11 protein-coding genes are annotated in these 13,687 nt (G+C 62.5%); 5 read left to right on the top strand and 6 right to left on the bottom strand.

Going from position 1 to position 13,687, the window contains the following annotated elements; all coding sequences use genetic code 11:
* Window positions 1-113 precede the first annotated feature (113 nt).
* Both queD and FYJ85_RS00465 read left to right on the top strand, forming a co-directional pair.
* The gene (gene queD, locus FYJ85_RS00460; protein ID WP_106053071.1) at window positions 114-485 is read left to right on the top strand and encodes a 6-carboxytetrahydropterin synthase QueD; all 372 of its coding nucleotides are present in this window, start codon (window positions 114-116) and stop codon (window positions 483-485) included.
* A gap of 7 nt (window positions 486-492) precedes the next feature.
* Window positions 493-1,134, top strand: coding sequence for a radical SAM protein (locus FYJ85_RS00465; RefSeq protein WP_154416636.1), 642 nt, complete (start codon window positions 493-495; stop codon window positions 1,132-1,134).
* Window positions 1,135-1,148: 14 nt separating this feature from the next.
* Here FYJ85_RS00465 and FYJ85_RS00470 read toward each other — a convergent pair whose 3' ends face one another.
* Genes FYJ85_RS00470 through FYJ85_RS00485 form a run of 4 tightly spaced genes read right to left on the bottom strand, consistent with a single transcriptional unit; the run spans window position 1,149 to window position 6,902 of the window.
* Complete coding sequence (locus FYJ85_RS00470) at window positions 1,149-1,973, bottom strand: type II secretion system protein (protein ID WP_106053073.1); 825 nt, start codon at window positions 1,971-1,973, stop codon at window positions 1,149-1,151.
* Window positions 1,957-4,776, bottom strand: a complete 2,820-nt coding sequence (locus FYJ85_RS00475) for a hypothetical protein (protein ID WP_154416637.1) — start codon at window positions 4,774-4,776, stop codon at window positions 1,957-1,959. The genes FYJ85_RS00470 and FYJ85_RS00475 overlap by 17 nt, the downstream gene beginning before the upstream one ends.
* A 24-nt stretch (window positions 4,777-4,800) precedes the next feature.
* A complete protein-coding gene (locus FYJ85_RS00480; RefSeq protein WP_158703910.1) occupies window positions 4,801-5,514 on the bottom strand; it encodes an SDR family oxidoreductase in 714 nt (237 codons plus the stop codon).
* Between the two features lie 26 nt (window positions 5,515-5,540).
* On the bottom strand, window positions 5,541-6,902 hold the full coding sequence (locus FYJ85_RS00485; RefSeq protein ID WP_154416638.1) for an FAD-dependent oxidoreductase: 1,362 nt from the start codon (window positions 6,900-6,902) through the stop codon (window positions 5,541-5,543).
* 134 nt (window positions 6,903-7,036) lie between these two features.
* Here FYJ85_RS00485 and FYJ85_RS00490 point away from each other — a divergent pair, with 134 nt between their 5' ends.
* Window positions 7,037-7,996 carry a helix-turn-helix transcriptional regulator gene (locus FYJ85_RS00490; RefSeq protein WP_154416639.1) on the top strand — a complete coding sequence of 320 codons (960 nt, stop codon included), beginning with the start codon at window positions 7,037-7,039 and terminating at the stop codon, window positions 7,994-7,996.
* A gap of 14 nt (window positions 7,997-8,010) precedes the next feature.
* Here the strand turns inward: FYJ85_RS00490 and hrpB are convergent, their stop codons facing one another.
* Together hrpB and FYJ85_RS00500 are read right to left on the bottom strand one after the other, a co-directional pair.
* On the bottom strand, window positions 8,011-10,467 hold the full coding sequence (gene hrpB, locus FYJ85_RS00495; RefSeq protein WP_154416640.1) for an ATP-dependent helicase HrpB: 2,457 nt from the start codon (window positions 10,465-10,467) through the stop codon (window positions 8,011-8,013).
* Between the two features lie 76 nt (window positions 10,468-10,543).
* A complete protein-coding gene (locus FYJ85_RS00500; protein ID WP_106053079.1) occupies window positions 10,544-11,656 on the bottom strand; it encodes a substrate-binding domain-containing protein in 1,113 nt (370 codons plus the stop codon).
* Between the two features lie 151 nt (window positions 11,657-11,807).
* On the opposite strand from FYJ85_RS00500, the gene FYJ85_RS00505 reads away from it, so the two are divergent.
* Both FYJ85_RS00505 and FYJ85_RS24150 read left to right on the top strand, forming a co-directional pair.
* Window positions 11,808-12,902, top strand: a complete 1,095-nt coding sequence (locus FYJ85_RS00505; RefSeq protein ID WP_106053080.1) for a cellulase family glycosylhydrolase — start codon at window positions 11,808-11,810, stop codon at window positions 12,900-12,902.
* 32 nt (window positions 12,903-12,934) lie between these two features.
* Window positions 12,935-13,681 (top strand): prepilin-type N-terminal cleavage/methylation domain-containing protein, encoded by a 747-nt coding sequence (locus FYJ85_RS24150; protein ID WP_106053081.1) that lies wholly within the window; start codon window positions 12,935-12,937, stop codon window positions 13,679-13,681.
* Window positions 13,682-13,687: the final 6 nt, after the last annotated feature.

Raw genomic sequence — 13,687 nt, forward strand, 5'->3', positions numbered from 1 at the left:
CAGCCGAATGCCGCCGGGATTGTCTTCCCGGCGGCATTTTTGCTCTGTTTCCGGCCCCGCTTTGAATTTCGGGCCGGCCGGGTCTATATTAATAGGCAAAAAGGAATGAAATCATGTTTGAAATTGAAATCGACCGAACGTTTTCGGCGGCGCACCAGCTGCGCGGCTACAACGGCGACTGCTGCAAACTGCACGGACACAACTACAAAGTCACCGTCGTGGTCCGTTCGCCGGAGCAGGATGAGATCGGCATCGCGCTGGACTTCAAGAAGCTCAAGAGTGAACTGGATTCTCTTCTGGCGGTCTACGACCACTCGAATCTCTCCGAGCTGCCGGAGTTCCGCGAGATCAACCCGACCAGCGAGAATCTCGCCAAGACCATCTACCGCAAAATCAGCGAGAAGATGAACGGCGGCGCGATCCGCGTGCACCGGGTCCGCATCGGCGAATCCGACCACTCCGCCGTCACCTATTTCGAGGAGTAGTATTGCCGTGCGTCTCGTCGAATCGTTTACGAGCCTTCAGGGAGAATCGACCCATGCCGGGCGGATCTGTTTTTTCATCCGGCTGGCGGGGTGCAACCTCGACTGCAATTACTGCGATACAAGATACGGCCGCAGTTTCGGAGCGGGCGAACCGGCCTCCGTGGACGAACTGGTCCGCAGAGCGCAGGAGTCGGGGACGAAGCTCGTCGAAATCACCGGCGGGGAACCGCTGGCGACGCCGGAGACGCCGGAACTCTGCCGCCGGCTTCTCAACGCCGGTTTCGAGGTCCTGCTCGAAACCAACGGCTCGCTGCCGATTGCGGAGATTCCGCGCGAGGTCCGGAAGATTCTCGACTGCAAGCTGCCGGGCTCCGGAATGGCGGAACGGAACGATTTTTCGAATTACGCTCTTCTCGCGCCGCACGACGAAGTGAAGTTCGTGATCTCCTGCCGCACCGATTTCGACGCGATGCTTGAAGTGATCCGCCGATACGACCTGCCGTCGAAGACCGCCAACTTGCTGGCCAGCCCGGTCTGGGGGCGAGTCGCCTTCACCGACCTGGCGGAGTGGGTGGTGAGCAGCCGCGCGCCGGTCCGCATGCAGTTCCAGATGCACAAGCTGATCTGGGGCGACAGGCCCGGCGTCTGAGAGCAGGCAGCTGCCTACAAAGAACCGGCAACGGTCGGAGCTTCGGCCTGTCCGAGTCTGCCGAAGGCGAGAACCTTGTCATTCTCCCAGTCCCGGATGCCGGTCAAAGTCCCCGCATGGCCGTCGGCATAGAGGCCGTTTACCGAACGATTGCTGCCATGCCGGTAATCAAGGCGGGTCTTTTCATACGACCAGATGTTGGCGCCGCTTGAATTCTCTATCAGAAAGTTCATCTGTCCCACGGTGCGGTTCAAGTAATCCAGACAGAGTCCTCCCGAGGAAGGATTCCGCAGCGAACCCAGTTTGATCGATTTCACACACTTGAAATCGCCGCGCGAAGTCTGGCCGCAAATTCCGTTCCATGCGTAATTCGTTACGGGCTCGCCGGCCTGGGAACCTCCCGAAGCAGTCTGGAACGGACCGGCATCGCAAATATAAGATTTTTTCCTCATTGAATTGCCATAGGACATCGTGTCGCCGATCAGGTAGGGCCAGATTCCGGCGACCCAGGAGAGATTCGTAATATTGCCGATGATGCCGACCGTTCCGGCGCCGGTGATCTGGGCGGGCGGCAACACTCCCGCATAATCTCCGACGTAGAGATTCGCGGCCTGTCCGATCTGCCTGAGCTTCCCGACGCAGCTGATGCTCTTCGCCCTCTCCCGCGCCTGATTCAGCGCAGGCAGCAGCATCGAGGCGAGAATGGCGATGATCGCTATCACGATGAGCAGTTCAATCAAGGTGAAACTGCGCCTCCTCCGGGAATGAGGGCTAACGCCCCTTAAACTGAAAATATCCATTTTCATCCGCTTTCTCCTTCCATCATTCTTGGTTGTCATTCAGGAAGCCCGCCAGTTCTTCCGTTACATATCGATTCAGAAACGCGTGGCGCGCTTCCGCTCCGGTCAGTTCGGCTTTCCCCTGCGGAGTCTCCGGCAGCAGGAAATAGAGCCGGGCGCTTTTCCCTGCCGTGTCCAGCGTAAGTTCCCCGCCGTCAAAGGGACGTTTTTCTCCTGAAATCAGTTCATACAGAATTCCCCTGCCTCCCGAAACCGTGACCGTTGCCGGGGGCAGCCCGGTTTCGTACCGCATGAAATTCTCCCGCGACGGTGCTCCGCTCCGGAAGACGAATCCATTCCAGGGCCGCCGGTCGAAAAGCGCGAATACTTTTCCGCCCGAAGGCAGATCGAATTCCTGGACCAGCAGATCCGCATCCCCTTTGCCAAAGGGCATGACCTGCGCTTTCTCCAGGATTCCGGCGATCAGGGCGCGGTCGGCATCAGTCGCTTCCCGGTGAAACAAATAGAGCGACGCGCCGTTGGCGAGCGTTTTGACGGAAAGCAGCGGCCGCCCGTTTTCCTGCGCAACGGTTTTAAAACCATCAAGCCGAAAGGAATATGCTCCGTTTTTTCCTGCGGCCGAAATTCCGAAACCGGCATAAGCTTCGCCGTCGTTGAGCTCGGTGTCTTCGCCGTAGTAGGCGCTCAGCAGGTCGGAACCGTCGAAGCGGCGTCCCGCCGACAGCGGAGAAAGCACGAGCGTACGGTTGCCGCCGCGCTTCAGGTAAGCGGTCAGGCTCTGCACTTCACGATCGGTATGGCCTTTGCCGTCCGCAAAAATGACGCGGGTTTTCTCCGCGACGAAGGGAGCGTCGAGCATCGCCCGATCCAGAAACTCCACCGGATAAAGCAGTTTCCGCCATGCGACATCCCCGATGCCGGCCTCTTCCCTAACCGCGAAATAATCCGCGGAACGGACAATGGAAATCACCTCTCCCCGATTGTCCGGCGCTTTGAGACCGGCGTCGAATGCGTCCCGGAACGCAGCGGCAACGACGAGCTGATCAACCAGGCGGCTGTGATGGAAACGCTGCTCGGGATCGTTCAGCAGTGCCCATGTCGGCAGGCCGCGATGCGTGTAGGTCGACAGGAAATCAATCTGCATGCTGTCCGCCCCGGTCGCCCCGGTCAACGCATAATTCAATACATAGTTGAGGCGCGGATCGCGATAGGGGATGGTCGCTCCGGCCTGTCCGGTTTCATGGATCAGCCTGAGCTTCGTACCGGAAGCCTTCGCCGCTTCCGACCGGCTCATGCCGCGCGCGATCATGCCGAAAAGCCCGGCTTCGGCAGGCAGTTCTCCCGGACGTCCGTAAGCGGGCGATTCCGGCGAATTGAAGCTGTTGACGTCGCAAAGATCGAAATTGACCGCCAGCAGGCCGTCCAGCCGCGCCATTCCCTGTCCGAAGCAGGAACAGTTCAGCGGCATCGCCACGACATTGACTCCCTTACTTTTGCCGTAGGCGCCGATTTCGTCGAAGAACCGGAGCAGCGCATAACGTTTCAGCGCATAGAAGACCGCCAGCCGCAGCCGGTACTGCGGCGATTCCCCGCCCGGAGCACGCGAACGGGGCGCGGCAAATCCGTCATAAGAGTCCAATCCGAGCTTCTGCGGCGTAAGTTCCACGCCGAACGTCCATTTGAAATATTCCGGGAATCTGATCCGGCGGCGCCCCTCCGGGAAGAGGGCGAATTCGACGCCGGGATCATTTCCGGCAAGACAGGCGCGAAACGCGGTTTCATCGGCCTTGGAAAATCCCGCCGTGGAACTCTCCCACCAGCCGACATCGGGCATGATGTAGTCGGCAATCCCCGCCGCCGCCAGCTTGTCGATGATCTTCTTGTGCGCTTCGGCCGCCGCCGGATGACAGAAGCTGCCGCCGTGGTACTGGGCTCCGCCGGGCCATTTGCGCCGGTCGAGTTCACGGTTGCGGCTGAAGCCGGACAGTCCTTCGCCGAACGCCCCGTGCGCGCCGAAAAATCCGCCGACTTCGCGGACCAGCGTGGTCTGGTAACTCATCGGCAGGTCCCGCCTGAGGTAGTCGTTGCGCAGCGGCGCGATCTGGCCGTAATCGAAATCCGGCGCGATCGCGAACCGGTCATTGCCGAAAATTCCGGCGATTTTTTCGATTGCGTCGATCGAAGCGGGAATCGCGGCATAGCCGCCGCCCATTCCGAGGATCACGCGCCCGTTCATCGACGGGCTTTTTCCCTCCGGCGCGGGAACGGCGGCCGAATCGAAAGCGAGGAAATGGCGTTCCGGCGCGATCGCATCGATCACGTTTCCCTCCGGTGTGCGGACCTTGAGCCCGGCAACTTCAAACAGCAGCGGCTCCCCTTCGGTGACGAAAGCGATCGTCACACAGGTGAGGTCACGGATACGTTCATCGGCATAGGAGACTTCTTTCCAGCCGCCGTCCCCCGGATCAAGCGTCACTTCCCGCTGCCGGTAGTTTTCGCCGGAACCGAGGCCGAGGATCAGTTTGCCCCTGCCGGATAACGCGCGGTACCGGAGTTCCGCACCGGCGACCCGGCTGCGCGGGAACGCGACAAGGATATTTTCCCTCCGTCCGGCAGGCGAGGAGCCTTCCACCAGCAGCGCACAGGAGATTCCCTCCGGCAGCTCCCGCGTGGAAAGCGCGCAGCGTATCGCGTTGCCGCCGAACATCAGCGCCGACATGTTGTTGAGCCAGGCCCGCTCCGCCGCAGTACCGGAATAACGGAATGCCGGAACATCCGCCCCATGCGAGACGATGGCGCCCAGCAGCATCGCCGCGCCGGTCAACTTCAACCTGAACTTCATGGATTCGACTCCTTTCTTGTTCCGTCAGAACGGAATAATCTCCTGAACCAGCGGCTGAACCATGATCTCCGGAAATTCGAGATGTTCCGGGAAGTCGCAGATATAGCGCACCAGCTCTCCCATCTGATCGGGAGACATCATCTTCGCCGCCAGCTCCTTTTCCGTCGGCGGCAACTTGGCGGCGATGCCGAATTCCGTCGCGCCCCACGACGGCGTGAGAACCGTCACGCGGACATTGTGCGGACGCAGTTCGGTATAGAGCGCCCGGCTGAACATATCCAGCCCTGCCTTGGCCGCCGTATAGCAGGCGAAGCCCGGCCAGCCGTAATGGGAGCAGACGCTGGTCACATTGATGATAAGCCCGGATTTGCGCGCGACCATCTTCTCCGCCACCCGGCGGCATCCCAGAATCGCGCCGGTCAGATTGCCGTTGATCGAACGGAATATCTCCTCGTCGCTGAAGGAAAGCAGCGGTTCGACTTTCACGGCGACTCCGGCGTTGTTGACCAGGATGTCGACCTCCCCGACCGTTTCCATGATGCGGTCCCAGTCCTCCCCGCGGGTGATATCGCCCTGAATGAACCGGACTCCCAGCTCCTCCGCAGCTTTCCGGAGCCTTTCAAGGCGGCGGCCGACGATCCAGACTTCACCGCCGGCGGCTTTCAGTGCCCTGGCATCCCCGTAGCCGTAGCCGGTTGCTCCGCCGGTGATGATGATTTTTTTCCCTTCGATGCTCATTTTGCACATTCCTTTCGTTGTTTTCATTACAATTCGACGCCGCCGGCCCGAAGAAGCTCACGGACAACTCCGGGCGGCAATACCGGAAAATCCTCCCGCCGTTCCAGACTCAGGTACGCCGCCGTTCCCGCCGCCTCTCCGAGCTGCAGCATGGTCCGCGACAGGCGGCAGCTCGAAGCCGCCAGCGCGCTGAATCCCGCCATCCGTCCCGCCACCAGCAGGTTTTTCATCCCCGCCGGAACCAGCGAATGATAGGGAATGCCGTACAGGGAACCGCTTCGCCCTCCCCCGCCGCGACCATGAAAATCCAGCGGATGGTCGCACAAAGCAATGATTTCGTCGCGCTTCTGGCGGCCGAGGCCGCCCAGGATATCGCGTTCGGTCAGCATGCCGCGGCACAGCACGCGATAGCCGTCGCGGCAGCCCGGACGCGGAAAAATATGGTGCAGCCGGAAACGCCGGAACTCCGGAAATCCCGTCTGCAAATAGTGCCAGTACGCATAAACCCGCCGTTTCAATTCCGCCTGCGCCGCATCGGTTCCGAGCGCATAAAATTCCAATCCGCTCATGGTCGGCAGCATATTGCAGTTGAAATCCCCATTCGGATACTCCGTGAAGCAGGCAGCCGGGAACTGTGCCGCCCACCAGCACGCGGCGGGAAGCGGCTCCACCGCGTCGCCGGCCGCCGGCCGGATGCGGAAAATCTGCGATACGCCGTTCAGCACCGGTTCCGGAAACTTCGGCGCTCCGGATTCGCCGAACCGGCCTGAAGCCTCCCGCCCGAAAAGCATCCGGCAGCCGCACTGCGCCGCGACCGCCCCGGAACAATCGATCCAGCGCGCCGCTTCAAGCCGCGTCCCATCCGTCAATACCATCCGCCGCAGCACGCCGTCCCTGCAATCGAGCGCCGCCGGTGCGACGCCTGTGCGGATGCGGCAGCAGCCGGATCCGGCCAGCATTCCTTCCACGGTACGGCAGAAAAGCTCCGGCTCAAAGATGACTCCGCTCCGGAGCAGAAACGCTTTCCGCGGCTCCCGTTCCTCCACATGCGAACAGAGCGTATCCTCATAGCGTCCCGCCGGGTTGATCCGCTGCTCCGCACCGGGGAACGGCGGTTCGTCCCCGGCCGGAACCGCACAATGCCGCGCCATCCGGTAAATACCGACACCGGCGGGATCGTTCCGCCGCATCTCCTCAAAAAGCAGCCGGGAAATCCCGGTCGCCCCCGCCACAGGTTCATAGCAGTTCACACCTGCGAACGTTGAAATTCCGCCGATGCGCGGATAATTTTCCACCAGCACCGTATCGATTCCCAGCCGCGAAGCCGCGAGAGCGGCCCCGCAGCCGGCCGAACCGGCACCGATCACCGCAAGTTGACAAGAAAGCATCTTATTTTATCCTTTCTTTTATATTATGCCGGAATGCCTCCGAAAAACAACAGTAAAAAATCCAATCTTTTGGCATATCTGGTATTTGCTTTTGCCTCTTTGCAGGTATATTAAAAAATCAGGAGGGAAACAGCATGAAAGCCATACAGCATCTGCAGTTGAGGAGCAACTGCCTTTATCTCGGCAGCGGGGAGGATCACGCGGAAAAACTTTCCGGCGGCTTTTACGACCACACCTTCATTCCGGAATACGCGGGGGGATACTCCCGGCACAAATATTTCGCTATCACCTACATTATAAAAGGATACGGAATCTTCAAGGACCACCTGTCCCGGAGTTTCGACTACCGGGAGGGAGACCTGGTCCTCCGGCATGCCGACACCCCGTTTTACATGTCCAAGCACTTTCGGGCGGACGGCTGGCTGGAATTTTCCGCAGCTCTGCCGCAAAGCCTTTCCGACGCTCTGCTGGCGGCAGGCATTCTGAGCAAAGATTTGACTTTTTTATCGCCCGGCATTTCCCCGGCTCTTCTGGGCGCGGCGGAAGCTTATACGGACTCTCTGTTCTGCATAAACAAAAGCACGGGAGCCGCACGGGCTTATGCGGCGATTCTGAATTTCTTCGACGAATTGGCCGGCTCGACAACGCCGGGCGTTGCCTCCGGGAACCGGAAGGAGATGCAGCGGCTGGAACGGATCAAACAACTGCTCGACGACGTCTCCGACACCACTCCGCTGCCGCAACTGGCCCGGTCGATCGGCATGGGCTACGAAAACTTCCGGAAATCCTTCCGTCGCTGGACCGGGCTCTCTCCGCAGGATTACCGCATTCAGCGGCGACTCAACCAGGCCGATGCGCTGCTGCTGCACACCAGGCTCTCAATCAAGGAGATCGCCGAACGGCTCGGCTACTCCGACATCACCGCATTCTCCCGGCAATACCGGAAATTCCGCCGCGTTCCCCCCTCTTCCAAACGGGACCTCCTGCCTCCGGCGGCCGGGAGTGCGCTTCCCCCCGGTACGCCTCTTCAGGACACCGATGCCGGGTACGGCTTCGAGCCTGCCGCGCGGCCCAAAGCTCCCGGCCAGGAGTGAGGCGTCCCGGCCGATCACACTTTTTTCGGCTTGACGGTACGGAGCATCGGGTCGGCGGAGGCCGGGTCGTCCGGCCAGAAGTGTTTCGGGTAGCGGCTCTTCATCTCCTTCTGCACCAGCGGCCAGTTTCCGCGCCAGAAGCCCGGCAGATCCGTCGTGACCTGCACCGGCCGCTGCGCCGGAGAAAGCAGCTCGATCCGCAGCGGAATCCGTTTCCGGCCGACCGCCGGGTGCGATCCGACCCCGTAAAACTCCTGCACCTTCGCGGAAAGGGTCGGGATCTCATTGTCGTAGTCGATCCGATGGCGCGCCCCGGCCGGAGTCGTAAACGCCTCCGGGTAATTCGCATCGAGCGCGCGAAGCCGTTCAAATCCGAGCAGATTCCGCAGCAGCTCCAGCCAGTCGAAGCGGTCGAGGTCCGCAAAGGAACGGATTCCGGCAAGAAACGGAGCCGCCTGCGCGGCGAAGCCGCTGCCCCAGTCCGGATACTCCTCCGGCTCCTGCCGCCGGGCGAACGCCACGCGCTCGAAGAGCTGCCGCGCCGCTTTCGCCCCTTCCGGAGGCAGCGGCCGGTTCCGGCCGGCGGCGGCGTTCAGCACGGCCTCGGCGAGCGCCTGCTCCGGCGGGTTCTCCTGCATCGTCGAACGAAGGACGACCGCGCCGAGCCGGAGTTCGCGCCGGGCGTACACCCGTTCGCGCTCCGGGTCGAATTCAACTGCATCGACCTCGCGGAGCCGCTCTTTGAAAAGTGAGACCAATGCCGCCTCCTCCACCGGAGCCGCGAGCCGGATCGCCGGCTCGCGCCCGGCTCCCCCCTCAAGCCGCGCCACTGCCAGAAATTCGTACCCGGCCAGATCGTCCCCCTCCGCCAGCACGCCGCCGGAGCCGCCGCAGAGCAGATAGCTTCGTCCGTGGCGGCTCCGCGCCTTGCCGACCCAGTCCGGAAACGCCGAAGCGACCAGAAGTCCGGCTGCCTCGGCATCGCAAACCGCGTCCTTCGCACCCATGAGTTCCAGCAGCTGCCGCCTGATGACGAGCTGATTCCGGAATGCGCCGGGATTCGAACACATCCCGGCCAGCCGCTCGCGCAAATCCGCTCCCCGCGCCCCGCGGAACGTGTCGCGCTCCTCAAGCAAAGCGGCGATCCCGCAGCCGAGCGGCAGAAGCCCGCGCTCCCGCGCCGTCAGCAGCATCGCACCGAGGCGGGGATGGACCGGCAGCCGGACGAGTTCCCGGCCGCGCGCCGTCAGCCGGCCGCCGCCGTCGAAGGCGCCGAGTTCCGTCAGGAGCGTCCGCGCCGCAGCCAGCCGGGCGGAAGGCGGAGCATCGAGCCAGCGCAACGCTTCGGCGGGAGTCCCCCACGCTGCGGTCTCCAAAGCAAAACCGGCCAGATCGGCTTCGAGGATTTCGGGCTGCGTCCGCTCCGGGCGGCTCCGTTCTTCGAATGCGTTCCAGAGCCGGACGGCGACGCCGGGGCGCGTCCGCCCGGCGCGTCCGCTCCGCTGCGCCGCCGACGCCTTCGATACCGGCCCGACCTCAAGAAACGGGATTCCGGCGGCGGGATCGAAGCGCATGCGCCGTTCGAGCCCGGAATCGACCACGCCGGTGATTCCGTCGATCGTGATGCTGCTTTCGGCGACGTTCGTCGCGAGAACGACCTTCCGCATGCCGGGCGGAGCCGGAACGAGCGCCCGGTCCTGTTCCGCCGCGCCGAGCGAGCCGTGCAGTTTCAGGAGCAGCGCCTGCTCCGGCAGCATTCCGGCCAGCAGTGCGGCGCATTCGTCGATCTCCCGCATTCCGGGCAGAAAAACGAGCAGATCGCCGTCACTCTCCCGATAGAGCTTCACCACGGCGCGCGCCGTTCCGGAGGCCGGCCGGAAGCGGTCAAGCCCTCCCTCATCGTAACGGATTTCAACCGGAAACTGTCTCCCCGGCGCCTCGACAACCGGGACGCCGCCCAGAAGCGCGGCGATCCGGCCGGTTTCAAGCGTGGCGGACATGATCAGGATCTTCAGCTCCGGCCGCAGATTCTCCTGCACGTCGAGCACGAAGGCGAGGTCGAGATCGTTCTCAAGGCTGCGCTCGTGGAACTCGTCGAAGATGACGAGCGAAACGCCGCCGAGCTCCGGGTCCGCCTGAAGCTTCCGCAGCAGGACGCCCGGAGTCATGACCGTGAGCCGGTTCGACGGCGAAGTCCGGCTTTCGCCGCGGACGACATAACCGACCCTGCCGCCGATGCTCTCGCCCAGCAGCGACGCGATGCGGCGGGCGGCGGCGCGCACGGCAACCCGGCGCGGCTCAAGCAGGAGGATTCCGCCGTCGACCGCATCGAGCAGCGCGGGCGGGACCAGCGTGGTCTTGCCCGCACCCGGCGCGGCCGCAAGCACGGCTCCGGAGTGCGAATCGAGCGCGGCAACGAGCTCCGGCAGGACGGAACGCACCGGCAGATCGGTGTAATCAGAATCATTCATTTCATTAATATAGCAGGCAAAAAGCGCGATTTCCACTTCGCCGCCGAACTGAAACCGGCCGAACGGGCCCGCTTCTTTATTTCCACCGGTTCGCTTCGCGCCAGTCGGCGGGGGTCTGGCCGCAGCGGGCCCGGAAAAGCTCAAAGAGCGCGCCGGGCGACGGGAAGCCGCACTCGGCAGCCACCGTGACGATCGTGTCGTCCGAATCGACCAGCCGGGTCCGGGCGAGGTTCAGCCGGACATCGGTCAGGAACTCCTTCGGCGACAGGCCGATCCCGCTCCGGAACAGCCGGTAGATCTTCGACTCGCTCATGCGGAAGCGGCGCGCGAGCCCGGCCACCTGCACCGGCGAAGCGGCGTGCTTCCGCAGATACTCGAGCATCTTCCGCAGCTGCCGGTCCCCGACCGCGAAGAAGTCGCTGCTGGCCCGCTCCACCACCTGTCCCGGCTCCACGAGGATCGGCTCGTCGCGCGGCGGCGCCCCCTCCATCACCCGGTCGAGCTCCTCCGCCGCGCGCAGGCCGCGCAGGTACAGCCGGGTTTCGATGCTCGACAGCGGCGGCGATGACGTCGTGCAGATCAGCTCCTCGTTGCCGACGCCGACGACGGCGATTCCGTCCGGCACCGGAATTCCGGCGAGGTCCGCCGCGTTCAGCGCCGAAACGGACTCCCAGTCATTGTTGCAGAACAGCGCACACGGCGCCGGAAGCTGCGCAAGCCGTTCGGCCATCCGCTTCAGCGCCTGCGGAGAACGGAAATAGCGCGGCAGCGCAATGCGCTCGGCGCGGAACCCCTCGCGTTCGACCCGCGCCGCAAACGCATCGTCCCGGCCGTAAACATCTTCGCAGGCCGCGAAATTCCGATAACCGCGCGCGAGGTAATACTCGGCGACGGCCTCCCCGATACGGCGGTTGTCCGGCCCGACGATCGCATCGGAGTTCCTGACGAGCTTCGGATCGAGCGACAGTCCGACAATCTTCACTCCCTCGGAATGAAGCTTTTCCGTATAGTACCCGGTGTCGGTCAGCAGCCCCGCGCCGCGCCAGTTCCGGACGTGTCCGGGCAGGCCGTACATCTGCGGAATCTCCAGCTGCCAGCCGTGGCCGCGCGCAAAATCCATGATCCCGCGCAGTTCCTGCTGCAAATAAAAATTCTTCGCATATAAAACGGTTTTACGGCTGCTGTTCATAAAAATGGAATATATCCTTTATTTTCAACAAATTCAAATAAAAATTGAATGATTTCAGCATATTGATAACTGAAAACAGTATTGCGATTGCGGTCCGACTTCGGTATAATATTATTGACGCGCAATCATCAACCAACCGCGAGGAATCAATATGGCGACGCAATGGACGAAGGAACGAATCCGGGAATGGTATCATGAAATGCCGTGGCTGCGCGGCTGCAACTACCTCCCGGCAGACTGCTGCAACCGGATCGCGTTCTGGCAGGAGCTCGACTGGGAACAGCATCTGGCGACGGCGGACCGCGAGCTGGAGCTTGCGGCGGCGACCGGCTTCAATTCGGTCCGGGTGCTGCTGGAGTTCATCGTCTGGGACGAGCAGCACGACGGCTTTCTGCTGCGGTTCGAGCAGTTCCTCGCCGTCGCCGCGAAACATGGGATCTCGGTCATGGTCTGCTTCGCAAACGACTGCACCGTGCCGAAGGATGAAAATTACCGGCCGCAGCAGCTCGGCCCGCAGCCCTGTGACTGGGGGTATCACGGGGGAAGGAGGAATTCCCCGCACAGCACGACCGACCAGATCGGCTACTACCCGGCGCTGGACGAACCGGAGAACGCCGGGCGCTTCTATGCCATGGTAGAGGAAATCGTCACGAAATACGCCGCTGATCCGCGCATCGTGATCTGGGACCTTTACAACGAAGCCGGCGCCGCGAACCGCGGCGACGTATCGGTTCCGCATGTGAAACGAATCTTCGACGTCGCCCGTTCCGTCGATCCCGTCCAGCCGCTCACATCGTGCGTCTGGCGCGGCCTCGGCCACTTCTCCGCCGCGGAAAAAACCGCGCTCGAGCTCTCGGACCTCGTCTCCTATCACAACTACAGCAGCTACGCCGACAATGTCGTCATGATCGATTTCCTCCGCCGGTACGGGCGGCCGATCATCAACACCGAATGGCTGCACCGGCAGCAGCGCAACACCGTCCAGGAGATGTTCCCGCTCTTCTTCCTCGAAAAAATCGGCTGCTGGAACTGGGGATTCGTCGCCGGGCTGTCGCAGACCTATGAACCGTGGGAATACATGTACCAGCGTTACAGCGCCGGAGAGCGCGACATCGACTTCACCAAGTGGCAGCACGACCTGTTCCGCCCGAGCCTGCGGCCGTACGACCCGCGCGAAATCGAACTCATCGAACGTTTCTGCCTCCTGGCCGACACCCGGCACGGGCAGAAGAAGCAGCAGCCGTGACCGGACAAACCGCAACGAAATAAGGAGAACGCATGAAACGGTATTTCACCCTGATCGAACTTCTCATCGTCATCGCGATCATCGCCATTCTGGCCTCCATGCTGCTGCCGGCGCTCCAGCAGGCCCGGGAGCGCGCCCGCACGATCACCTGCGCGAGCAACCAGAAGCAGGTCCTGACCACACTCGCCATGTACACCGACGACAACCGGGGGCAGATTCTGCCGTGGAGCGGCAGCATCAACGGCGGCAGTTCCGGCAAATGGGCTTCGATGCTCTACGCCTACCAGTCCGGAACCAAAGCGGCGGACTGGGGATACTTCGGCTCCGACAACCGGCCGTACAATCCGTTCCGCTGCCCCTCGACCACCGAACGGCTCTCACCGGCGGGCGGCGGCGGCGGCATCCATTACGGAGCCAATGCGCATGTCGGCAAAACCTCCGACGGCAAGCAGAGCGGGGGCTACTTTCCGAATGCGTCCTACTCCAACACCCGGTACCGCTCGATCGGCATGATCCGCAATCCGTCCCGGCTCGCCGCGATCGCGGACCTGAACCGTCCCGGCAACTGGTCGTCGCCCGCCGTTTTCGCCGGGCGCGGCGAACTCTGCGGGCTGATCGGAGAAGACTTCGACTTCTCCATGGATATCCTGAAAGGCGCGGTATGGCGGCACTCCGGCGGCGCCAACATCGGAATGGGCGACGGCCATGTGGAGTTCCGTCACGCCCGCTCGATTCCAAAACTGGGCGGAGACGATCCGTTCTGGTTCTACACGAAATAACCAAGG

This window comes from Victivallis lenta, from assembly GCF_009695545.1.
Classification (GTDB): Bacteria; Verrucomicrobiota; Lentisphaeria; order Victivallales; family Victivallaceae; genus Victivallis; species Victivallis lenta.

Coding starts and splice junctions, on each gene's coding strand:
- queD (WP_106053071.1), top strand. CDS start 114: ATGTTTGAAATTGAAATCGACCGAACGTTTTCGGCGGCGCACCAGCTG.
- FYJ85_RS00470 (WP_106053073.1), bottom strand. CDS start 1,973: ATGACAACCAAGAATGATGGAAGGAGAAAGCGGATGAAAATGGATATT.
- FYJ85_RS00475 (WP_154416637.1), bottom strand. CDS start 4,776: ATGAAGTTCAGGTTGAAGTTGACCGGCGCGGCGATGCTGCTGGGCGCC.
- FYJ85_RS00480 (WP_158703910.1), bottom strand. CDS start 5,514: ATGAGCATCGAAGGGAAAAAAATCATCATCACCGGCGGAGCAACCGGC.
- FYJ85_RS00485 (WP_154416638.1), bottom strand. CDS start 6,902: ATGCTTTCTTGTCAACTTGCGGTGATCGGTGCCGGTTCGGCCGGCTGC.
- FYJ85_RS00490 (WP_154416639.1), top strand. CDS start 7,037: ATGAAAGCCATACAGCATCTGCAGTTGAGGAGCAACTGCCTTTATCTC.
- hrpB (WP_154416640.1), bottom strand. CDS start 10,467: ATGAATGATTCTGATTACACCGATCTGCCGGTGCGTTCCGTCCTGCCG.
- FYJ85_RS00500 (WP_106053079.1), bottom strand. CDS start 11,656: ATGAACAGCAGCCGTAAAACCGTTTTATATGCGAAGAATTTTTATTTG.
- FYJ85_RS00505 (WP_106053080.1), top strand. CDS start 11,808: ATGGCGACGCAATGGACGAAGGAACGAATCCGGGAATGGTATCATGAA.
- FYJ85_RS24150 (WP_106053081.1), top strand. CDS start 12,935: ATGAAACGGTATTTCACCCTGATCGAACTTCTCATCGTCATCGCGATC.